The 17170-nt window shown below is 53.9% G+C and carries 35 protein-coding genes; 11 read left to right on the top strand and 24 right to left on the bottom strand.

The genetic code is table 11. The annotated features are described in order from the left end of the window. Positions 1–38: 38 nt before the first annotated feature. From HMPREF3036_RS02765 to HMPREF3036_RS02680, 20 genes are all read right to left on the bottom strand, one after another. Positions 39–1106 carry a RelA/SpoT domain-containing protein gene (locus HMPREF3036_RS02765; protein ID WP_062331370.1) on the bottom strand — a complete coding sequence of 356 codons (1068 nt, stop codon included), beginning with the start codon at positions 1104–1106 and terminating at the stop codon, positions 39–41. Between the two features lie 210 nt (positions 1107–1316). Next, on the bottom strand, positions 1317–1580 hold the full coding sequence (locus tag HMPREF3036_RS02760) for a hypothetical protein (protein ID WP_062331368.1): 264 nt from the start codon (positions 1578–1580) through the stop codon (positions 1317–1319). Beyond that, a complete protein-coding gene (locus tag HMPREF3036_RS02755; protein ID WP_231853554.1) occupies positions 1577–1801 on the bottom strand; it encodes a hypothetical protein in 225 nt (74 codons plus the stop codon). The genes HMPREF3036_RS02760 and HMPREF3036_RS02755 overlap by 4 nt, the downstream gene beginning before the upstream one ends. Continuing rightward, the gene (locus HMPREF3036_RS02750) at positions 1798–2346 is read right to left on the bottom strand and encodes a hypothetical protein (RefSeq protein ID WP_062331364.1); all 549 of its coding nucleotides are present in this window, start codon (positions 2344–2346) and stop codon (positions 1798–1800) included. The genes HMPREF3036_RS02755 and HMPREF3036_RS02750 overlap by 4 nt, the downstream gene beginning before the upstream one ends. Beyond that, entirely contained in the window at positions 2343–2609 is a 267-nt protein-coding gene (locus HMPREF3036_RS02745) for a hypothetical protein (RefSeq protein ID WP_062331362.1), read from the bottom strand. Before HMPREF3036_RS02745 ends, HMPREF3036_RS02750 begins: the two co-directional genes overlap by 4 nt. Beyond that, a complete protein-coding gene (locus tag HMPREF3036_RS02740; protein ID WP_062331360.1) occupies positions 2606–3034 on the bottom strand; it encodes a hypothetical protein in 429 nt (142 codons plus the stop codon). The genes HMPREF3036_RS02745 and HMPREF3036_RS02740 overlap by 4 nt, the downstream gene beginning before the upstream one ends. Next, the gene (locus tag HMPREF3036_RS02735) at positions 3031–3381 is read right to left on the bottom strand and encodes a hypothetical protein (protein ID WP_197457926.1); all 351 of its coding nucleotides are present in this window, start codon (positions 3379–3381) and stop codon (positions 3031–3033) included. Before HMPREF3036_RS02735 ends, HMPREF3036_RS02740 begins: the two co-directional genes overlap by 4 nt. A 20-nt stretch (positions 3382–3401) precedes the next feature. Next, on the bottom strand, positions 3402–3884 hold the full coding sequence (locus tag HMPREF3036_RS02730; RefSeq protein WP_062331355.1) for a siphovirus Gp157 family protein: 483 nt from the start codon (positions 3882–3884) through the stop codon (positions 3402–3404). A gap of 74 nt (positions 3885–3958) precedes the next feature. Then, positions 3959–4810, bottom strand: coding sequence for a Rha family transcriptional regulator (locus HMPREF3036_RS02725; protein WP_062331353.1), 852 nt, complete (start codon positions 4808–4810; stop codon positions 3959–3961). Between the two features lie 449 nt (positions 4811–5259). After that, the gene (locus HMPREF3036_RS02720; RefSeq protein WP_062331350.1) at positions 5260–5778 is read right to left on the bottom strand and encodes a type II toxin-antitoxin system PemK/MazF family toxin; all 519 of its coding nucleotides are present in this window, start codon (positions 5776–5778) and stop codon (positions 5260–5262) included. 216 nt (positions 5779–5994) lie between these two features. Beyond that, the gene (locus tag HMPREF3036_RS02715) at positions 5995–6405 is read right to left on the bottom strand and encodes a single-stranded DNA-binding protein (protein ID WP_062331347.1); all 411 of its coding nucleotides are present in this window, start codon (positions 6403–6405) and stop codon (positions 5995–5997) included. A 9-nt stretch (positions 6406–6414) separates the two neighbouring features. Beyond that, positions 6415–7050: an ERF family protein gene (locus HMPREF3036_RS02710; protein WP_062331344.1), complete on the bottom strand. Its 636-nt coding sequence runs from the start codon at positions 7048–7050 to the stop codon at positions 6415–6417. A 12-nt stretch (positions 7051–7062) separates the two neighbouring features. Continuing rightward, complete coding sequence (locus tag HMPREF3036_RS02705; protein WP_062331342.1) at positions 7063–7269, bottom strand: hypothetical protein; 207 nt, start codon at positions 7267–7269, stop codon at positions 7063–7065. Positions 7270–7271: 2 nt separating this feature from the next. Beyond that, positions 7272–7577, bottom strand: coding sequence for a hypothetical protein (locus HMPREF3036_RS02700; protein WP_062331340.1), 306 nt, complete (start codon positions 7575–7577; stop codon positions 7272–7274). Then, on the bottom strand, positions 7578–7808 hold the full coding sequence (locus HMPREF3036_RS02695) for a hypothetical protein (protein ID WP_062331333.1): 231 nt from the start codon (positions 7806–7808) through the stop codon (positions 7578–7580). It lies immediately after the preceding gene. Further along, positions 7805–7939, bottom strand: a complete 135-nt coding sequence (locus HMPREF3036_RS12440) for a hypothetical protein (protein WP_255358796.1) — start codon at positions 7937–7939, stop codon at positions 7805–7807. The genes HMPREF3036_RS02695 and HMPREF3036_RS12440 overlap by 4 nt, the downstream gene beginning before the upstream one ends. 10 nt (positions 7940–7949) lie before the next feature. Next, entirely contained in the window at positions 7950–8141 is a 192-nt protein-coding gene (locus HMPREF3036_RS02690) for a hypothetical protein (protein ID WP_062331330.1), read from the bottom strand. Positions 8142–8369: 228 nt separating this feature from the next. Continuing rightward, positions 8370–8603 carry a hypothetical protein gene (locus tag HMPREF3036_RS02685; protein ID WP_062331327.1) on the bottom strand — a complete coding sequence of 78 codons (234 nt, stop codon included), beginning with the start codon at positions 8601–8603 and terminating at the stop codon, positions 8370–8372. 84 nt (positions 8604–8687) lie between these two features. Further along, complete coding sequence (locus HMPREF3036_RS12560; RefSeq protein WP_082897324.1) at positions 8688–8876, bottom strand: type II toxin-antitoxin system HicA family toxin; 189 nt, start codon at positions 8874–8876, stop codon at positions 8688–8690. A gap of 3 nt (positions 8877–8879) precedes the next feature. Beyond that, complete coding sequence (locus HMPREF3036_RS02680) at positions 8880–9167, bottom strand: DUF1902 domain-containing protein (RefSeq protein ID WP_062331324.1); 288 nt, start codon at positions 9165–9167, stop codon at positions 8880–8882. A gap of 266 nt (positions 9168–9433) precedes the next feature. Between HMPREF3036_RS02680 and HMPREF3036_RS02675 the strand changes: the two genes are divergently transcribed. Next, positions 9434–9748, top strand: a complete 315-nt coding sequence (locus HMPREF3036_RS02675) for a hypothetical protein (RefSeq protein WP_062331321.1) — start codon at positions 9434–9436, stop codon at positions 9746–9748. On the opposite strand, the gene HMPREF3036_RS02670 is transcribed toward HMPREF3036_RS02675, so the two are convergent. Further along, on the bottom strand, positions 9749–10015 hold the full coding sequence (locus HMPREF3036_RS02670; protein WP_156469726.1) for a hypothetical protein: 267 nt from the start codon (positions 10013–10015) through the stop codon (positions 9749–9751). A 589-nt stretch (positions 10016–10604) separates the two neighbouring features. Then, positions 10605–11264, bottom strand: a complete 660-nt coding sequence (locus tag HMPREF3036_RS02665) for a LexA family transcriptional regulator (protein WP_062331315.1) — start codon at positions 11262–11264, stop codon at positions 10605–10607. 110 nt (positions 11265–11374) lie between these two features. Between HMPREF3036_RS02665 and HMPREF3036_RS11475 the strand changes: the two genes are divergently transcribed. Genes HMPREF3036_RS11475 through HMPREF3036_RS11820 form a run of 6 tightly spaced genes read left to right on the top strand, consistent with a single transcriptional unit; the run spans position 11375 to position 14519 of the window. Further along, a complete protein-coding gene (locus HMPREF3036_RS11475; RefSeq protein ID WP_197457925.1) occupies positions 11375–11596 on the top strand; it encodes a helix-turn-helix domain-containing protein in 222 nt (73 codons plus the stop codon). 23 nt (positions 11597–11619) lie between these two features. Next, the gene (locus HMPREF3036_RS02660; protein ID WP_062331313.1) at positions 11620–12720 is read left to right on the top strand and encodes a helix-turn-helix domain-containing protein; all 1101 of its coding nucleotides are present in this window, start codon (positions 11620–11622) and stop codon (positions 12718–12720) included. A gap of 3 nt (positions 12721–12723) precedes the next feature. Then, complete coding sequence (locus tag HMPREF3036_RS02655; RefSeq protein WP_062331310.1) at positions 12724–13584, top strand: ATP-binding protein; 861 nt, start codon at positions 12724–12726, stop codon at positions 13582–13584. Then, positions 13584–13835: a hypothetical protein gene (locus tag HMPREF3036_RS02650; protein ID WP_062331307.1), complete on the top strand. Its 252-nt coding sequence runs from the start codon at positions 13584–13586 to the stop codon at positions 13833–13835. Before HMPREF3036_RS02655 ends, HMPREF3036_RS02650 begins: the two co-directional genes overlap by 1 nt. Next, on the top strand, positions 13835–14110 hold the full coding sequence (locus HMPREF3036_RS02645) for a hypothetical protein (RefSeq protein WP_062331303.1): 276 nt from the start codon (positions 13835–13837) through the stop codon (positions 14108–14110). The genes HMPREF3036_RS02650 and HMPREF3036_RS02645 overlap by 1 nt, the downstream gene beginning before the upstream one ends. Positions 14111–14120: 10 nt before the next feature. Continuing rightward, the gene (locus HMPREF3036_RS11820) at positions 14121–14519 is read left to right on the top strand and encodes a hypothetical protein (protein ID WP_156469725.1); all 399 of its coding nucleotides are present in this window, start codon (positions 14121–14123) and stop codon (positions 14517–14519) included. Positions 14520–14523: 4 nt separating this feature from the next. Here the strand turns inward: HMPREF3036_RS11820 and HMPREF3036_RS11815 are convergent, their stop codons facing one another. Beyond that, positions 14524–14859 (bottom strand): hypothetical protein, encoded by a 336-nt coding sequence (locus HMPREF3036_RS11815; protein WP_156469724.1) that lies wholly within the window; start codon positions 14857–14859, stop codon positions 14524–14526. A 92-nt stretch (positions 14860–14951) separates the two neighbouring features. Here HMPREF3036_RS11815 and HMPREF3036_RS02630 point away from each other — a divergent pair, with 92 nt between their 5' ends. The 4 genes from HMPREF3036_RS02630 to HMPREF3036_RS02615 are packed head-to-tail and all read left to right on the top strand — an operon-like array spanning position 14952 to position 16194. Then, a complete protein-coding gene (locus HMPREF3036_RS02630; RefSeq protein WP_062331295.1) occupies positions 14952–15209 on the top strand; it encodes a hypothetical protein in 258 nt (85 codons plus the stop codon). 9 nt (positions 15210–15218) lie between these two features. Continuing rightward, the gene (locus HMPREF3036_RS02625) at positions 15219–15449 is read left to right on the top strand and encodes a hypothetical protein (protein WP_062331291.1); all 231 of its coding nucleotides are present in this window, start codon (positions 15219–15221) and stop codon (positions 15447–15449) included. Continuing rightward, positions 15446–15790 (top strand): DUF1064 domain-containing protein, encoded by a 345-nt coding sequence (locus HMPREF3036_RS02620; protein WP_062331289.1) that lies wholly within the window; start codon positions 15446–15448, stop codon positions 15788–15790. The genes HMPREF3036_RS02625 and HMPREF3036_RS02620 overlap by 4 nt, the downstream gene beginning before the upstream one ends. After that, on the top strand, positions 15790–16194 hold the full coding sequence (locus HMPREF3036_RS02615) for a hypothetical protein (protein WP_062331286.1): 405 nt from the start codon (positions 15790–15792) through the stop codon (positions 16192–16194). Before HMPREF3036_RS02620 ends, HMPREF3036_RS02615 begins: the two co-directional genes overlap by 1 nt. 135 nt (positions 16195–16329) lie before the next feature. Here the strand turns inward: HMPREF3036_RS02615 and HMPREF3036_RS12045 are convergent. After that, positions 16330–17170: hypothetical protein (locus tag HMPREF3036_RS12045; protein ID WP_197457924.1), on the bottom strand; the 841-nt coding region annotated here is incomplete at its 5' end.

The raw sequence follows: 17170 nt of genomic DNA, 5'->3' as shown, positions 1-17170 counted from the left end.
GGCCGCGTTCCACGGACTTCCGAGATGAACCAAATAAATTAGTTGTACTGGTGCTTGATGCTGGCGCAAATCGATTTAAGGTTGCTGATGAAGGCTTTTGTGTCCACAAAGTAGTTCGGGTATGCCGTACGTAGATCTTTCATATCGCCAGCGGCAGCCAAAACAACGTCGATATTTGGGTTGTTTTTTTCCTTTCCTTCCATGAGCATGTACATTTGTTCGGCGAGCTGTGATTGCGTATGCTCGAAAGGAATGAACGATGTCGCTTTTTTCTCGGTGTCGAGAATCAGCAAGTAGTATCCGTTTGACTTTTTGTTTTCAACGCCAGATGTAGCTTTGACGACAGAGGTAAAGGCCGCAAGCTTGTCGAATACGCCCAATTCGGCCTCAAGGAGTTCGAATTCTTGTACGATTTCTTGTGGAGATTTATCTCTAAGACAGGCAATTATTGGCTGTTTTTCTTGGATGGAAAACAGCGCACTACATACGCGGAAAAATTGTTTGAATTTTTCATCGCCCAAGCCAGTTTTGAACGAGGATTTCTCGATCACGCCAAGGGTTTCAACGGCGGTTGCCCAATAATGCTGAAGTTTGGTTCGAATTTGAACCTCGACTTGCATCCCCTTCAGTTCTTTGTGTTGAGGCGTGTCGTATTTGAAGACCTGATGAATGCCACGATATCCATCGTCCTTAGGATTAGAAATGTAGTCCTTAGGAGGAAGCACAGGACAGTGCTGGTGGCGACCCTTGATAAGAGATTCGTGAACCCGTCGAACTTCGTCGACAGAGTTTACGACAGCACGGATGCCTCCGATGTCCTGCATTCGGTCAAGCTGCATGTCGGGAAAGCGCTTTAACTTTGCGATGATGGACGGGGTGCGCTTAAGGCGCTGCGCAACAATTGAACCTTTGATGCAAAGTGCCTTGATTTTTTTTCGAAGCAAAACTTGGATTGTATTGATCGGTCTGTAGTACAGAGATCGCCAGTCCGATAAAACTTGAAGCGCCGCTTCAAAGTCGGCGTTAGATACGCTCGGTGTCCGGAGCGCTTCACCTGCTCGACGAACTGCTTTTTTTGACGGGACTGTAAGTTGTTCTGTTGCCATATTGAACCCAAAAGATGGCGGAAGCCCATAAAAAACAACATTGTGGGTCTCCTTGATCCCCTATTGTAACGAATGCTACCTCGGTTTCTACCGTCGCAGATTGCAGAGATTATGCAATGGCAACTCGACCTATCCACGTCTGCGGCCAGTTGATCGTGTGCCACAAAGCGGAGAGGTAGAGTCGAACGCTCTCGAGTGTTGACATGGCTTTCATCGCGCCGCCTCCCAGTCGCGCAGTGCGTGCGTGAGCATGTATGCAGAGAACTTCACGCGCTCGAGTGCGGCAGGGTTTGCACTCTGCCTCGCGGCGGAAAGCACTGTCGTGTACTTCCTCACCGCGTCTGCGATGCTGGCTGTGTCCTTGTTGTCGATGAGTCGCTTTGCGAGGCCGAGGAGGTTGGCGACCGATTGATCGCGATAAGACCATCTGAGCTCGCGACGGATGTCTTGAACGACGATTTCTGTTTCTGTCATCCCTCGTCCTCCTTCTGTTTGACGAAGTACTCAGTCGGGAAGAGCGTTGGCGCGATCTTTCCCTTGACGGGGACGTGGAGGAGGTAGAAGCCTCCCAGCGTACCCTTGGCGTCTACTGGGTACAGGAACAACTCTCCGTCACACTCCGCCTCTGCCTTGCACATCTCTTCTTGCGTCGCACCGATGTGGCAAGCGACGCGCTTGCGGATTTCCTCTTTCATTTCGACTGGCATTCCTCGTCCTCCTTGATCTTCGATAGCAGGAACGTCTTGAGCACGAGTGCAGCATCCTCTTGTGAAACCTTGCGCACGTCATCGGTAACCTTATGGAAGATCGGTTTTGCTGCTTGGTTCAAGATGACGCAGGTGCGGGCTTTCTCGCGCGTCGTGAAGTTGACTTCATAATGCCTGCCGTTCACGTAGAATCCGTATCCCCACATATTCTGAGCGCCCGTAATTTCGCAGTTGAGACGCTGCATTTGCGACCTCGACCACTCTGTTTGAGCTTTCATGAAGGTCTTTGCGTCCTTCGCTGCGTTGAGAATCGCCTGACCGATTTGCTCGGCCTCAAACGACCACAAATCGGCGGAACACAACGATTCATCACAGACGTAGATCCGTACGGAGGTGCCTTCTCGCGTCACCGTAGCGATGTGCGCGCTGTCCTTGTCATGGGTGTTGTCGAAGTAGTCCTTCTCCCACGGCGTGCCGACGATCTCGGCAATGGCGTCCTGAGCGGCGGCATCAATTTTTACTGTCTGGCTCATTCCTCATCCTCCCACGGAGCATATCGAGCAGTCACATCCTCGCGCCCGAAGGCGTCCAATCGGCCGTTCCAAAAGATAGGAAGCGGATGCATCAACCCGAATGGGTAAAAGTATCGACCGTCAAAAACTGCATATCCCTTGAAAAGGGGCTTGCCGAAATAGGGTTCGGGCGTGTCGGTGTTTCGATCCTTTTCTTTGACTTCGAGACGGAGCTGCACATCGAGCGGTGGCCTCTCGTCCGAGAAGTTTTTCCATTGCGTCATTCCTCGTCCTCCTCGCCATCCGGATCGTCCCGCGGGCGGAAGCGGTCGACTTCCCTGATGATTCTTTTGTCGCTCACCCACACGAATTGTTTGCCGCCTCCCCAGGCCTCGTAGCGAGCGACAGCTAGATGTTTCACAACGCCATCGCGCCACTCAACGCGCATCCATACGCCTTCGGGCGGCTCGACTTCGGGGTAGTTGTTCCACTTTGTCGGGTCGTACTCGCGCACTTCTTCGAGCATGTCGGCGTACAGCGCGGCGGAGAACTGCGAGCCCTCCCCGAACCAGAGAACGTGCAGTCGCGGTTCTTTTTGGAAACTGTCTTTTATGAGCTCGCGCTCCTTGTGCAGCCGAGCGGAGAAATCTCCGTCACTGATCTCGTCGAGCTTCCACTGAAGCTCGCGGTCTTTCAGTCTGTATTTCATGCTTTCACTCCTTGTTCTGCCATGCCAAAGGCGATGTCCTCGATCATCGATCGCTTAACCGGGGGAATTATCACGGCCTTGGTCTCGGCTTTCTTCTCGGCTTTCTTCTCGGAGTTGTACGCTTCGTACACCTCGCGAGCGCATGCGGGATCTGCGTACGCCTGATCGGCCAGACTGACGATCGGGTCGGCACTGCCAGTCACTTTCAAGATCTTCGCGTCGACGAGCTTCGACACGGTGTATTTGAAAGACGAGCATTGCGGGCGCAGGCCCAACGCGCAGAGCAGCGCCGACATGCGCATCGGGCCTTTCTCGCCGAGGAGTCTGAGGGCCTTGTCTGCCCTCACTCCGATGTATCCCCCATTTCTCATCTAATGCTCACGCTCTCGCGTGCCTCCAGGTGGCAGCCGGGGACCTCGACGCCGTCGAGCAGTGCCTGCTTGATGGCGACCTTGTTCGGACTTACGGTCGTCTTGACGGTCGTGTAGGCCTCGGGCAGGTCTGCGCCCTCGGCGATCTCTACGGCCTTCGTCGTGCGGATCGAGACGGTCACGCGGACGGTCTTGACCTTCCCAGTCGCGTGCAGGGCATCGAGGAGCATTGCCTTGAGGTAGTCGGAGCGCTTCTGCATCGACTTGACGCGATCGAGCATGCGGTCGGCCTCTTCCTTGGCGGCCTTGGCCTCGGCATCGAGCTCGCGCAAGTAGAGCGCGGTCGCCTCGATCTTCTCGGCGGCCTGCGCTTCGACGGCGTGGAGCGCGTCGGCATTCAGGATTTCTCCGGTTTCTGGATCGACCTCGATGTCATCCAGCGCAAAGCGAAGCGCTGGAGCGATTTCGTAGAGTTTCATTTTGCGTACCTATGAAAAAGCCCTGCCGGTTAGGGCAGGGCCGATTGAGAAAATGGTTGGATGATGGCTATTGCTTAGCTAACCGTCAGTGCGCGATAGCAGGACAACTGCTTCACGCTATAGCCGTTGCGCTCGAGCAGGGCCTCGATGGAGCCAATATTCATGCTTGTCACGGCTTCGTAGAAGCGAGGCGCAAAAGGCGACTGGAGGAGACGCATCAGCTTGAGGACGGTCTCGAGGTCTTCGCGGAAGAGATATCGCCAGTAGTAGACGAAAGTCCGCAGGTTCTCGGCCTCATGCGCGGAGAGAACGATCGAGCCCGCGGGGATGGGGTGCAGGCCACAGTGTGGGCAGCCGCCGTCGTCGGGGCGCGTGGTGTGTGGCACCTCGGGCACGTCGAGCTCAACCTCTCTGATGAAGTCGAGGCAGTCTTCGAGCTGAGTGCGCGGCAACTGGTCGTAGCGTGCGATCTGGTAGCGTGCTTTGATGGCGCGGTAGATCGTCCGATAGTTCGATGCGGTCTTATGTGCGCGGATTGCCACTTCGCGCTGAATGGCGCGCTGCTCTGCGGGCGTGATCGTGGTCGGTGCCTCGAGCTCGTTCTTCATGCGTTCGAACTCATCGTAGAACGCGCACTTGAATTCGAGTGCCTTCGCGCCGGTGAACCCCATGGCGAGGATGCAGAAGCCTTTCTGATCCATCCAGTAGCCAGTGACGGTGCGCTTCGCACCAGAGCCAATCTCGACCTCTTCAGACCATTCGCCAAAATTGGCGGATGCTTCTAGAGAAGGTTTTTGCTCGATGAGGGAGCGGATGTCGCGAACGACGTGATGATGCTGTTTGCCGAAGTATTCCGCGACGATACGGCTGGACGTGACTGGGCGACCTTCGATGACTTTGAAGGCGTTAGAGATAACGATTGACATTGCTGTCTCCTAACAGGTTGTAACCCCTGCATACCATCCGCCAAGATGGTGGGCAGGACTTGCGGGTTGGCGGACCGGCTGTTAGGTACCCGGCGCATCTCTCGATGCCCCGCAAGTCCGTCCCATAAATGGAGACTTGCGAAAGGGGGGCCAGAAGTTGGACTCCCTTGCGGATAGCCAATAGAAATGCCGCTCTATCAAACGACAGGCGGCTATCCGCCCAACAGTTCGGGCCGCCAAGCCCGTGTCGCACCGTTGCGGTGTCGACACGGGAAGCATACCCGAAACAGAGGCGAGTGTCAAAAAGCAAAGCCCCGAAGGCTTTCGCCGACGGGGCTGAAATGTCGCTACGGTCGATTGCAATCTCGGTTCCGTAGAGGCCAGCTCAGTTACGAGACTGGACTTAGAGCCAGGCAAGCCTTGTGGCTAGTTGCTGGAATAGCTTCACTTTAAAAGGGTGGAACCTCAAAGTCAAGCGAATCTGTTGCGTTTTCGCACATGACCGTTGTTTTTCGAACGATGCGTTCCTCAATGAGAACCTTGGGCGTTCCTTCTGCCGGTGAGGCTTTCAGTAGGTCTGCTCTTCCGAGACCGTACATCACGCACTTCCAAACCAACTTCATTTCTTCTGGTGAAACAAAAGGGTAAACATACTGCCGCTTGCCGTTTACCTTGCCCGTGTAGAAAAGGTCTAGACGTGAAAAAGAGACCGTGTACAGCATATCGCCCTTGATCCAGCATTCTGGATTGTCAAAAGGCTTTGGGAGGTTTACGTGCAAGCGAGCGTTCCATCCCTGCACTGGGTCAGGCGCAGTTGTGCTCAAAGGCACGACCGTGCAAACTGTCCCGACTCGACGTCTCGGCGTAAGGTTGATGACAGGCCGTCTTTTCGTGATCTCGGGTTGCGAAAAACCGTTGAAATCACAAATAAGGATCTGGCCTACGTCGGGGTGAATCTTGATGGTCATAAGGCAAGTCGGTTGGAAGATGTCCTAATGATAAACCGAGGGATGATTCCCTCGTCAAGATCTCGATTGATTTGTTGGAAAACTGATTCAAGCGTCCTCTTCGAAGCCGCTTGAATCGGCTTTCGGTTGGTTAAAAAAGCCCCCGGCTTTCGCCGAGGGCTTGAGTTATTCGAAAAAATCGAATGACTGATCAATTTGACAGCGTTGTCAAGATGGTCAGAAGGGTACGTCAGAGTCGTATGTCGACTCGGGAGCGCGTCGCTGTGCAGCAGGCTTGGCTTGCGCAGGCTTCTCGTCGCTGTCCTTCTGGCGGAGAAGCTGGAGCTGTTCTGCGATGATTTCAGTGACCCAACGCTCGACCCCTTGCTTGTCCTCATACTTGCGCGTGCGCAGGCGGCCTTCGATGTAGATCGGATCGCCCTTGCGGACGTACTGGCTGATGATCTCGGCGAGGCGGCCGAAAGCGGAGACGCGGTGCCACTCCGTTTCAGACTGAGTCTCACCGGCCTTGTCTCGCCACTTTCGCGTCGTTGCGATAGAGAGGGCGGCGACGATGAAGTTTCCTTGGCGAATCTCGGGATCCTGACCGACGTTGCCGAGGATGATTACCTTGTTAACGGATGCCATTGTTTCTCCTTAGTGAGATATTGATGCGGCCTCGGCGTCGGCATTTGCCGCCGTGGTCTTGAGTTCTTCGTGAAGGCCAGAGCGCACCATCGCTTTTCTCTGGTCGGGGGTGATGCCTTCAAAGAAGGCCCTGTACGCCTCCATGCCTGAGTCCGCGGCACACCGTGCTGAAGCGATGATGTCTTCGGTCAGGAAGGGGGGCGGCTCTTCGGGGCTTGCGTCCTTGTCGGTGTCCGGCTGGCCCTCGACGGGGATGCAGAAGAGCTGAAACATCAAGCTCTTGTATGCGTAGCTCATGGCCTTGCCAGATGCCTTGTCGCCGTTGTCCATGCCTTCGCCTAGCGTGACTACCTCGACGTATGAGCCATCCTTTGCGCACGTTACGCGGTAGGTGATGTGTAGACGGATGAGACGCATCTTGCCGCTGACCGCTTCGGGCTCTTTCTCCATGCGAACAGGGGCGATGTAGAGGTGATGCTTCGCGAGGAGAGGGGAGAGGGCTGCGTACACTGAGTCGATGCCGCGATACTTGTAGTTGCCGCCGCCGCTCACCGTGGCATCCTTGCCGATACCCTGTTCGCGCAGAGCGTCGGCCACAGCAACGATTGACGCGTGTACCTGCGGCACGGAGTTTTGGTCTGTCATGATGTTTTGTCCTCAGAAAGGGATTTCGTCGTCGCCGATGGCGTAGAAGTCTTCAAGCGACTTGTCGTAGATCGGCTCGGGACGCTTTGCACGTTCGCCGAACCACTGGGCTCGCTCGAACTCGTCGCGGCTGGCGAACTCTGGGTACGGGTCGAAGTCGACCTCGTCCTCAGGCTCGGGCATCGGTAGCTCGAGCGGCTCAAGTGAAGTGATCGTCATGCTTACTCCTCGCTGTGTTCGTCGTACTCGATCTCGAGCATCTCGCCGTAGAGCATCGATGTCGCATGCTCAAGGGCTCGGTCGAGCTCCGAGCTGAGCGTGAGCGTCGCCTTGAGAGACGACTCGAAGTCGTCCACGTAGCGCGTCTCCATCAGCGCGTAGAGCGCTTTGATTCTCGCGTCGGGGTTTAGCCAGTAGGCAGGAAGCACGCGGTCGTAGTTGCCAAGGACGAACGTTCTGGCGTTGTCCATCGTTGCCTTGATGCCCTTTTCGTGCAGCTCAAGCGCGAAGTCTTTGAAGTCGTTCATTTATCTCTCCCAGTGTCCAGTAATGAGCACGCCGGCGATGATGGCCAGCGCTCCGATGAAAGTGATGAGCGTCCAGACGCGTCCAGGGCGCTCGCATGAAAAAGGCTCGACGTTCTGCCGAGCCTGCTTTGCTGCGCGCCGCTGCTCGAGCGGTCGCTTTCGAGTAATTCGTTTCATGTCGAAATTCTGGGGGATGTGGTCGATGATTCGAACCGGGTCTGAGAAGCTCATTCGAGCACCTCGCCTTCGTCATCTTCGTCGTAACTTTCTTCGTCCTCATCCTCGTCTTCTTCGTCAGGGTCGGGGCCGCACCACTTTTCGTAGTCGTCGGGGCCGCAGCCGTCGGGGTAGTTCCAAGCCATATCGTTCTCCTTAATCAAAAATCCAGCGGTAGAGGGTGGCAGCCGCCATGGCCGGCAAGATCACCAGGCCGAAGAACCCGATCAGTCCTTCGAGGCCCTCGATGAGGGAGCCGACGAAGCCGGGGCGATGAGGCTCAGTACCGTCCGTGCCGAAGTAGGTGCGACGTGCGAGACCGTCAAGGTAAGAGATAAAGCGCTTCATGACGCCTCCGAAAAAAAGAAAAGACATTCAGACGCCCTCGCTCGGAAGAACTGCCGGCTCGTGATGGCACGGGCAAGGGCGCGTGAATGTCCTTTTTGTTGGTTGTGGGTGAGGGAGCCGGGGTGAACGCAAAAGCCTCTCGCCTGCAGATGCCCCGGCTTTGGGATCTGGCCTAGTGAGCCGCCAGATCGGCACATATCTGCGTCATGCCGTTGCCCTCGTAGCCTTTTACGGAAGTGCCTGGATGAAGCACTGGATGTTCTTCGCGACCGCCTCGTACTTGTCAGGCGTGCGCACTTTCGACAGTACATAGGGGTCTGTGAACATGTAGAAGCTGAGCGCAGCGGCGAACGCTCTGCACTCAACGCTGAGCCTGCAGATGTCCTCTGCGGTCGGCTTCTTAATGCCGAGTCCGAGGAAGTACCCGGCGGCGAAGGTCTCGAAGTCTTTGATTTTTTGCATGATGTTCAGGCAATAAAAAAGCCCCCGGCGTGTGCCGAGGGCTAAGAAAAGCAAAGCCCCGGGCAGATGCCAACGGGGCTGTCGCTAAATTTTCTCGTTGATGCCTAACTGCTTAAGAATTTTGTTAGCTAGGTATCGAGAGTTGATGCCATGATCCACTGTGGTTTGCTTGTCTCCACATCGCCAAATTTCGTGATCGCCTTTCCCTTTGCGGACAAGGTAAGCATTGTGTTTGTCAAAGATCAGTAGCAGTTGCTTGTAGAAACCATTCATTTTTTATGGAAGAGCGGCCACTAGAGTCATATTGGGGCGAATAGACTGGTTGATCGTAGCGGTCTTGAAGGCTTCTTCCATGGCCAGCTCGCAGCACTCTTCAACCTTCTTTTGAAGTTCTTCAAAAGTCTCCCCTTCGGTCACGATGCCGAGATAAGGTTGAAAGTCGTTGCATTCAGCGACAAGCATCTTGCTTTCCTCGTCATAGACGACGAACACCCTGATTTTGAGTGGAAGGCCCAAGCGTGCGGCAATCTTCCACCCCGGGAAGCCAACACGGTACGCAAACATTAAAGTCTCCTTCAAGTGATGTTTGGCTTGGGTGGGTTAGGCCCAAGAGGTAGCTTCATCTTACCTGCTAAAGGCGCAAGTGTAAACCGCGCAGCCGTCCTTTCTTGTGAAAGCTGGTTCAAGCGTCCTCACCAGTCGACGACTCGGTATTCGTGGAAAAAAGAGGCAAGGGCGCTTGAATCGGCTCCCTCCTTTGGTTGTAAGCTAAAGACGTCGGGATCTAGCAGTTTCGACGTTTGTTTAAACCAACTCCCAAAGGAGGGAATATGGAAGTTAAAGAAGTGAAATTCACGCCTGATCAGGCGTTGCAAATCATCCTGAAAGGGATGGAGACAGGGCAGATCAAGCTGCCGTTTAACGGCACGATCAAAGCAGAAGAGATGACTGCTATCGCGAAGAACGCCATTGCACGTCGCCAGCACACGCCCGAGACGGACTTTTACAGCCTTACTTATGAGCTTGCGCATTCTGCACGCCTTGACTCGCTGTACTTGCTCTGCATGTTCGGGGCGTTGACGCGCGGCCTGACGGATAAGGAAGTTCAGAACTTGAACCACTTGTTCGACCGCTTCATGTATTGATCATTCCTTTCTCCAGATAGAGATCGATTCGATCTCGTTATCTTTCGTGAACCCGGTGATTCGTTCGCCGGGCTTCACGAATATCCCGCAGCTCAAAATGGACTCCCGAACGTCATCACCGAGAACGCGGATTTGATTGACTAGCTTTCGCTCAATCTCTCGTAGCTCGCCTAAGTCCTCGGGACGCGGACGTCCGTCCTTTTGCGCCTCTGCAATGAAGCGCAGTCGGTTTGTTGCGTCAACGGTGACGCTGTGATCGTAGGTCATGGTTATCTCCAGAAAGTTGGTCAAAGCACCCTCCCCGTTGTGGATCCCTGTCGGTATGGGCAGGCAAGGGCGCTTGAATCGGCTTTCAATCGAGACGCGGTTGCGCATCGTCTGCGCTCTGGCCGCTCGGGGCTTTGCCCTCTGCTTCGTTTCAGCTGTTCTCGATCTAGCTCGTGGGGCGAGCTTGCGTCGCTTTCAGGTGGTCCCCATCCCAACCGCACTGGAAGATACCCTCCAGCCGTCCGCTCACTTTTCATGCGCGACCTTTGCGACTACCGTTCTGAGCTGTACTGCGCGTCGCTAGACCCTTCTAGCCAAAGCTACAGCCGCTTCTCAGGCGGTCCCCGACACAGCTAAGTGCCGAGATTCGATGCCCTTCCCATCGATGCCTTGCCTTGCGGCTTGGGTACCAAGTGGAACGTATGCCGTTCCGCATTTGGTACGTTCATGGTACCACAACGGTACCGAGGATGGTAGTCACAGGTTACCAAAATCATGGAATGGTTTGATTTAGATCAACGGGCATTTTTTGAGGGCAAAAAAAATCCCGCACGAGGCGGGATTGAGGGTGGGGGAGGGTAGCCGGGCGCTAGAGTTCTCGCACGTTAAAGCAAAGGACAGCTCTGCCGATCACTTCGACGGATTCACAGGTATCCAGTTGGATCGGCCTGTACTTCGGGTTGTCTGAGATCAGCTCGACCTTGCCTCCTGGGTGGATCTGTACGCGCTTGATGAAGACGGCGTTTGAATACTGAACGGCGTAGAGGCCGTCGGCAATGAAGCGGCTCTGTGACGTGTCCACGATGACGAAGTCGCCGCGCTTGATGCCTGGTTCCATGCTGTCGCCGTCGGCGGTGATGATGTGGAGGGTCTGGAAGTTCAGGGAGGAGGTCGACTTTGACAGTAGCCACTGTTTGGTGACGCGGAGCATCTGGACCAACTGGATGGTCTGGGCAAGCTCCCCGCCGTAGCCGCACGATCCCCTGACGTCGAACACAGGGATCGAAACGACGTCCGCATTGGGCTCTAGGGTTTGCGGGCAAGACAGGGACGTATCGCCGAACCTCAGGAAAGCGGGAGTGACATGGAAGTACTCGGCCAATGCCTCGAGGTTCTCGTCGGATGGCATCTGGATGCCAGACAGCCATTTTCCAACGGTGACGTGACTCGTGCCGATCCGGCGGCCAAGCTCACGCATCGAAATTTTGCGCTCTTCTAACAGGGCTTTTAGGCGGGCAGGGAAAGACATAAGGCCTCCTTTGGTACTCGGATGGTACCAACAAACGGACCGTATTAGGGTACCACACGGTTACCAAATGTGGTACGATACTGGTACCATTAATTTTTATGAGGTACCACATGAAGAAAGTTTCTGTTCGAGACGCCATCTCTCGATATGGCACTCAGCAAAAACTCGCCGACGACCTTGGTATTTCCCGTCAAACGGTTAAGCGGTGGGTTTCCAAGAATTCCGTCACGCGAAACTACCTTGCTCCGTTTTGTCGTCTGACTGGCTGCAAGCCGGAGGAGGTCAGCCAGTTCGCTGCCGACATTTTGCGAATGACCAAAACCATCCGTTGAGGTTTTGAATGAGTTACGAGGCTATGCATAAAGTCCGTGCTTCGGGGTTGTCCGATCGCACTCAGGTCGATGTGCTGGAAGCCCTCGCGTTTTTCCTGAACAAGGAGACGGGGGCTTGCTTCCCGTCGACAGAAGCCATCTCGCGAATCTCTCGCGTCAACGACCGACTTGTAAGGACAACGCTTAAGACCCTACACAGCTTAGGGTTGATTTCGTCGACTCAGAAGGCTGGCCAGAAGAGGTATTTCACCCTGCACCTTGATCGACTTCCTTTGCCTACCCCCCTGCAAGAAGTTACAGGGGGGCAAGAAAATGCAGGGGGTGAAGAAAGTACACCCCTGTATGAAAACACACCCCTGCAGGAAAGTACAGGGGAGGGGTGTAGAAAAATACAGGGGACCCCTGTAGGAAAGTGCAGTACACCCCTGTATGAAACTACACCCGAACAAGGAATTAACAAGGAATCTAACAAGGAAGGTAACAAGGAAGATAGCGCACCGGCCGAAGGCGACACGTTCAATCCTTCGGAATGGGCGTTGAAGCAAAGTCCCAAAAACGGTACTCATGAAAGTACCGAAAACGGTACTTTGGTCCAGCAAAGTACCAAATCTGGGACTTTCCAAAGTACCGAAAACGGTACTACCGAAAGTACCAAAAACGGGACTCATGAAAGTACCGTTTTTGGGCCTGTAACAAGGAATAAGAACAAGGAAAAGGAACAAGGAATAGGAACAGGGAGTGTCGCTCCGTCACCTGATCATTTTCCCGACGCCACGAAAAAGATCGAGGAGCCGAAGCAGAAGCGCACGACAACAGACAGGGGATCGCGACTAACGATCACTGAACTACCAGACGACTGGAAGGCTTTCGCCGAACAGGAAGAACCTGACCTTGATCCTAAGCGTCTCTTTGAAAACTTCAAGGATTACTGGAACGGACTCTCTGGAGCTAAGGCAATCAAAAAGGACTGGAAGGGCACTTGGAGAAACTTCGTCCGCAGCTTCCATAACGCCGAAGACTGGAAACGTCGTCCGATGCTCAAACGCGCTCCCGTTCATTCACCCTCTCGACCCGGTCAGTTCGTCGAGAAAAAACAATCCGAACGTGACTACTTTGACTGGTAAACAATGACTACTGACATCACCACGAAACTCAAAACGGCCTGTGCCATTCCCGCCTCAAAGGAGGTGACGTTCGAATGCCAGATTCACGGCGTCCAGACGTACACCACCTATCTGCGTCGCGACGGCTCTTGGGCTGAGCCGTACTGTCCAGAATGCCGAAGGATCGAGAAGGAACGCGCCGAGCTGCTTGCAGAGATGCAGGCGGACGCGAAAGAGCGTGCGGTCGGTCTCACACGTGCGCTTCACTGCGAACGTCCTCTTGACTTCGACGTGCCTTGTTTCTCCAACTATCAACCGGAGACGCAGGAAGAGGAGCGCAACCTGTCCATCTGCCGCCGATTCGCCGAGCGGTTCACGGAACGTGAGCTTGAGCGAGAGAGGGCGCATAACGCACAGGAACCGGATTGGCGCTCTAAAAACTTCATGGGTCTTCTGCTCTTCGGCAACTATGGCACGGGCAAGACGCATCTTGCCTACTCAATCCTGAAGGAACTCGATCGCCAGGGACTGCCGGGGTTCTACATCACAATCCCCGACCTCTTCGACCGCATCTCCGACCGCGTCAATCGCATTGACGTTGCCGACACTCTCGGAAAGCTTTGCATGGTGTCCTGTCTCGTACTGGACGAGATCGGTGTCCAGTCTGGCGACGCCGACGAGAAGAAGCGTCTCTACCAGATCATTGATGGCCGTATCAAGAACGGTCGCCCGACCATTCTCGTCACGAACCTCGATCGCTCTGAGTTGGTAAACCTGTTGACCGAGCGCGTGGTTTCTCGCGTTATCCAGTCGTCTTACAAGCTTTTCTTTACTGGACGGTGCAGGCGTGAACCCACGCGCCGCTCTGCCGAGGAGGTTTTCTGATGGATCAGACAGTTTTGACGATTGAATATATGAACGAAAGAAACAAAGCCTTGACTAAGGCCGGTGAGGGTATTGTCGCCGCTCGCAAGAGCCTCGATCAACTCGAGGAAGCTCTGAGAGGAACCGTCTCGGGCAAGTTCCCTGACATCGGGCAAGTGGCAGACACGACGCATCGACTCCGTGAAGAGATCAATCAGATCCTGATCGGCCTGGTTGAGTCGAGCATGGTCAAGCCGGAAAGGAGGCTTTGATGATCCTCGATGAGTTCACCGGACGCAACTGCAAGCGCACCGAATACATCGACGCCCGCGGACGGCACTGGATTGTGCGCACCGACCCCGTGTTCGTAGAACGCCGCCTCACCGGCTACGAGACGACGCTGCTACTCAAGCTCGAGCACTGCAACGTCCCGCATCGACGCGCCACCAGCGCAACGAAAGAACGCGCATACCTCAAGCACGATGGATTTGTCGCACGGCTACAGAGGGCTGAAGCAGATCAACTCAACAAAGCCATCTATCCATAAGGAGAAACAAATGAAGCGACAAGACTTCGAGCGCTTTTTGAATGAACGTGTGCACGGCGTCATCTGTGCTGTCTGTGGCCGCCAGGACTGGATGATGAGTGTGAATGAGGAAAACGAAAACATTCTCATCATGTGCAGTCACTGTGGCCACGTCGTCTCGTTCAATCGTAACTATGTGGAAACGCTACTAGGTGAGGCCGAAGCCGAAGACCTTGGAAGCGATGGCTCCAATAACAACGGTAGCAATGCCGATAAGCCAGTTGACTGTCGTCTTGCTGACCTTCCCGTCGACTCTGGAGCTGAGCTCGGTAATTCGTTCTGCGGTTCGTCTCTCGGATTCCTTGATCGAGTTCGAAAGACGATTCTCAACTTCGTCCGTATGGTCAAGGTAAAGCTTTACCCACTGTGAATCGTCAGTTTTTGCCATGAATTTGTTCCTCAATAAACGATCGATCAAAGAACTCGAGACGCCCGCAGTGGTTGCAACGAAGAATGATGCAAGAACTCAAAAGGTCTTGTTCATCTTTTCCGGCTTGCTGATCAGTGGATTCTTTTGGCTGTTGGCCACCAAATTCCGTAATGAGTTCGCCCAAGGCGGCTTGAAGATCCTGGCGATAGCCTGTGGCTACGTTGGTTTCTCTAACCACGCCGTCGTCAACCTTCAGGTACCAATCGGTGGACTTACAGATGGGGCACCGCATGCCGTTCGCACGTTCGTTTAGGAACTTCGTTAATTCGTCAATTGTCAATTTCAATTTCTCCGTGAGTTGGTTGATGGTTTGTCTGGGGAGACACCGTCAATCATCTCACGGGGAATCTCAAAACTAAACAGGAAGAAACGATGAGTGAACTCAAAGATGAAGATTTTCAGCCGGTCGAAATCAAGGGCAAGGAAAACCTCCCAGCTATCGGCCAACGATGCCTTTTCATCCTGCGCTCTTGGAAGGACAAGCCTGTGCGCAACGGTTTCCGCGTTTACGGGTACCGCGATGACAAGCGCACTGTCTACATACCCTTCTACAAAACCAAGCTCAACGTCATTTGCGTCAAGAGCTGGCGCATCGAGCCGGGTGACACCTTTCATGACGGGCATATCTGAGGACGCGACATGAATCTTTTCACACCTGCTGAAGAAAACAAGATCAAGCACCTTCTCTCGTCGATTGACTATGCAGAAACGCAAATCTGCATCGAAGCCAATCAACAAAAGGGACGACACAACTGGGAACGCACAGATGCTCGCAAGCGTGTGCGTGAGGTCCTCAAATCCGTCCGCAAGCAAGCCGATTCGATGCTTCGCCTTATGGACCGCTCAGACGCTGAGAGGATGAAGGTATGAATCGCAGAGTCCTCGCACTTGGACGCCTCAAGTCGGGTCAAATGAACAAAAGCGAAGCGGCTTATGCGACCGCGCTAGAAGCCGCCAGAATCGCGCAGGAGATCGTCTGGTATGCCTTTGAAGGTGTCACCCTTAAGCTCGCTGACGGATGCCGCTACACGCCTGATTTCGCCGTTCTACGGGCTGATGGCGTCATGGAGATGCACGAGGTCAAGGGATATTGGACCGACGACGCCCGTGTGAAGGTCAAGGTAGCAGCCGAGAAGTTTCCGTTTGTCTTCAAAGCCGTCTACAAGCAAGCAAAGAAAGACGGCGGCGGCTGGCGCATTGAGGAGTTTTGATGATCACGAAAGAGCAAGAACAGCGACTTCGCAACTGGGCGCGAGCAAACCGCGAATGCCCGAAGACCAAGAAAGGAGCTACGCAGGTTTTCTGCGAGTCCCTTCGGTACTACTACGATCGACAGCCGGAAGAAGGGGAACAGCTCCCGGTAATGCGTCCGCTACCAGCTACTCGCGGCATTGACCTGGCTGATGCCGATCTGTTGGATGCGGCGTACCGAGACGAGCGCATGACCTCTGTAAACAGGGACGTTTTGCGCCTTCACTACTGTTGTTTTGTGTCGCCGAACACCATTGAGCACAAGCTTTCTCTTGGGCATAAAACCTTTCAGAGGCATAAAGAACGCGCAGTATCTCAGCTCTTCTCTATCGTTGAAACTCTCAGCGAAACAGTGGTAAAATAAAGAATATTGACGAGCAGTTGGCTCACGGTTTGACTCCGCAGCTCCCGAAATGGGAGCTTCGGCGTGCCCGGAAGAAACGAACCCGCAAGGTGAAGGCCTCGCGGGTTTTTGCTTGTTGATGGAGCAGATTGAATCCTAGTCGGATAGAACGTCTGCAATTCCACCAGGGAAGTTAGGAAGAATTTTTTTGTGCTTCCATGGATTGTCTTTGGCTACTTTGGCCACTTTGAAGAATTCCTCGTCATGGTCTTCAAGCCAATAGACTCGGTATTTCATCCCAAGTGACAGGCAACGGACTACGTTTCGAATGAAACTCATGCGACCCCAGACTGTCCAAGCAAGTAGTGTCGCAATCTCTTCTTTGCTGGCTTCAGTTCTATGGGGCTTTGAATCCCACCTTTCTTGAATTCGGCGATCCCTGATTTTTTCAAAGAGTTCGGGGTTATTTTTCAGGAAGGAAAGAACATCAGACTTGGTTTTGATGACGATGTCATCGGCAACATAGCTCTTGATCAGGTCTTTAGCTTCCTGAGCCTTGAGTGAATTAACAATGGTTTCGGGTTTGGTCTTTGCTCTTTCCTTTTCCCAGTCAATCTCGTCTGGATAAGGGCTGCAGAACATCATGTGCCACCCCCAAAGCTCTTCAGAGACGCATCGGGGTTGCCAGTAGTCCCACTCCTTCCAGTGCCAGTCGGCATCTCCTAGGATTTGAAGCAGATTGGTGGCAACGCTCTCTTGGCCTCCCCTGTCCGTTCTGTTCAGACGACAAAGCTCTTTTACGATGAGAGATCGTTGCTCTTCAGTTATTCCATCAATTAGATCGGCGGTGAATTTTGCGGCATCTTCCTCCGTATACGGGAAGAGGTTTGTCTTTGGCGAAGAGACGGTTTTTGGCTTTTGTTCTGAAGTTTTGCTTTTCTCGGATTTGAAAAGCATTTTGACTAAGGAATAGTTAGGAAATAACTTATCAATCTTC

It is taken from the genome of Sutterella sp. KLE1602 (genome assembly GCF_001578585.1).
GTDB lineage: Bacteria > Pseudomonadota > Gammaproteobacteria > Burkholderiales > Burkholderiaceae_F > Sutterella > Sutterella wadsworthensis_A.
Note: the sequence above shows the minus strand (reverse complement) of the source record. Positions and strands in the feature narration are given on the sequence as shown.

Bases quoted from the DNA above. Each gene is read 5' to 3' on its own strand.
- HMPREF3036_RS02695 (WP_062331333.1), bottom strand. From the start codon at position 7,808: ATGAGCTTCTCAGACCCGGTTCGAATCATCGACCACATCCCCCAGAAT.
- HMPREF3036_RS02670 (WP_156469726.1), bottom strand. From the start codon at position 10,015: ATGACCTACGATCACAGCGTCACCGTTGACGCAACAAACCGACTGCGC.
- HMPREF3036_RS02720 (WP_062331350.1), bottom strand. From the start codon at position 5,778: ATGACCATCAAGATTCACCCCGACGTAGGCCAGATCCTTATTTGTGAT.
- HMPREF3036_RS02765 (WP_062331370.1), bottom strand. From the start codon at position 1,106: ATGGCAACAGAACAACTTACAGTCCCGTCAAAAAAAGCAGTTCGTCGA.
- HMPREF3036_RS02740 (WP_062331360.1), bottom strand. From the start codon at position 3,034: ATGAAATACAGACTGAAAGACCGCGAGCTTCAGTGGAAGCTCGACGAG.
- HMPREF3036_RS02675 (WP_062331321.1), top strand. From the start codon at position 9,434: ATGGAAGTTAAAGAAGTGAAATTCACGCCTGATCAGGCGTTGCAAATC.
- HMPREF3036_RS02690 (WP_062331330.1), bottom strand. From the start codon at position 8,141: ATGAAGCGCTTTATCTCTTACCTTGACGGTCTCGCACGTCGCACCTAC.
- HMPREF3036_RS02745 (WP_062331362.1), bottom strand. From the start codon at position 2,609: ATGACGCAATGGAAAAACTTCTCGGACGAGAGGCCACCGCTCGATGTG.
- HMPREF3036_RS02730 (WP_062331355.1), bottom strand. From the start codon at position 3,884: ATGAAACTCTACGAAATCGCTCCAGCGCTTCGCTTTGCGCTGGATGAC.
- HMPREF3036_RS12560 (WP_082897324.1), bottom strand. From the start codon at position 8,876: ATGAATGGTTTCTACAAGCAACTGCTACTGATCTTTGACAAACACAAT.
- HMPREF3036_RS02650 (WP_062331307.1), top strand. From the start codon at position 13,584: ATGGATCAGACAGTTTTGACGATTGAATATATGAACGAAAGAAACAAA.
- HMPREF3036_RS02700 (WP_062331340.1), bottom strand. From the start codon at position 7,577: ATGAACGACTTCAAAGACTTCGCGCTTGAGCTGCACGAAAAGGGCATC.
- HMPREF3036_RS02645 (WP_062331303.1), top strand. From the start codon at position 13,835: ATGATCCTCGATGAGTTCACCGGACGCAACTGCAAGCGCACCGAATAC.
- HMPREF3036_RS02715 (WP_062331347.1), bottom strand. From the start codon at position 6,405: ATGGCATCCGTTAACAAGGTAATCATCCTCGGCAACGTCGGTCAGGAT.
- HMPREF3036_RS02755 (WP_231853554.1), bottom strand. From the start codon at position 1,801: ATGAAAGAGGAAATCCGCAAGCGCGTCGCTTGCCACATCGGTGCGACG.
- HMPREF3036_RS02625 (WP_062331291.1), top strand. From the start codon at position 15,219: ATGAATCTTTTCACACCTGCTGAAGAAAACAAGATCAAGCACCTTCTC.
- HMPREF3036_RS02750 (WP_062331364.1), bottom strand. From the start codon at position 2,346: ATGAGCCAGACAGTAAAAATTGATGCCGCCGCTCAGGACGCCATTGCC.
- HMPREF3036_RS02620 (WP_062331289.1), top strand. From the start codon at position 15,446: ATGAATCGCAGAGTCCTCGCACTTGGACGCCTCAAGTCGGGTCAAATG.
- HMPREF3036_RS02760 (WP_062331368.1), bottom strand. From the start codon at position 1,580: ATGACAGAAACAGAAATCGTCGTTCAAGACATCCGTCGCGAGCTCAGA.
- HMPREF3036_RS02660 (WP_062331313.1), top strand. From the start codon at position 11,620: ATGCATAAAGTCCGTGCTTCGGGGTTGTCCGATCGCACTCAGGTCGAT.
- HMPREF3036_RS02680 (WP_062331324.1), bottom strand. From the start codon at position 9,167: ATGTTTGCGTACCGTGTTGGCTTCCCGGGGTGGAAGATTGCCGCACGC.
- HMPREF3036_RS02705 (WP_062331342.1), bottom strand. From the start codon at position 7,269: ATGACGATCACTTCACTTGAGCCGCTCGAGCTACCGATGCCCGAGCCT.
- HMPREF3036_RS02630 (WP_062331295.1), top strand. From the start codon at position 14,952: ATGAGTGAACTCAAAGATGAAGATTTTCAGCCGGTCGAAATCAAGGGC.
- HMPREF3036_RS02710 (WP_062331344.1), bottom strand. From the start codon at position 7,050: ATGACAGACCAAAACTCCGTGCCGCAGGTACACGCGTCAATCGTTGCT.
- HMPREF3036_RS11820 (WP_156469725.1), top strand. From the start codon at position 14,121: ATGAAGCGACAAGACTTCGAGCGCTTTTTGAATGAACGTGTGCACGGC.
- HMPREF3036_RS02615 (WP_062331286.1), top strand. From the start codon at position 15,790: ATGATCACGAAAGAGCAAGAACAGCGACTTCGCAACTGGGCGCGAGCA.
- HMPREF3036_RS12440 (WP_255358796.1), bottom strand. From the start codon at position 7,939: ATGGCTTGGAACTACCCCGACGGCTGCGGCCCCGACGACTACGAAAAG.
- HMPREF3036_RS02725 (WP_062331353.1), bottom strand. From the start codon at position 4,810: ATGTCAATCGTTATCTCTAACGCCTTCAAAGTCATCGAAGGTCGCCCA.
- HMPREF3036_RS02665 (WP_062331315.1), bottom strand. From the start codon at position 11,264: ATGTCTTTCCCTGCCCGCCTAAAAGCCCTGTTAGAAGAGCGCAAAATT.
- HMPREF3036_RS02655 (WP_062331310.1), top strand. From the start codon at position 12,724: ATGACTACTGACATCACCACGAAACTCAAAACGGCCTGTGCCATTCCC.
- HMPREF3036_RS02685 (WP_062331327.1), bottom strand. From the start codon at position 8,603: ATGCAAAAAATCAAAGACTTCGAGACCTTCGCCGCCGGGTACTTCCTC.
- HMPREF3036_RS11475 (WP_197457925.1), top strand. From the start codon at position 11,375: ATGAAGAAAGTTTCTGTTCGAGACGCCATCTCTCGATATGGCACTCAG.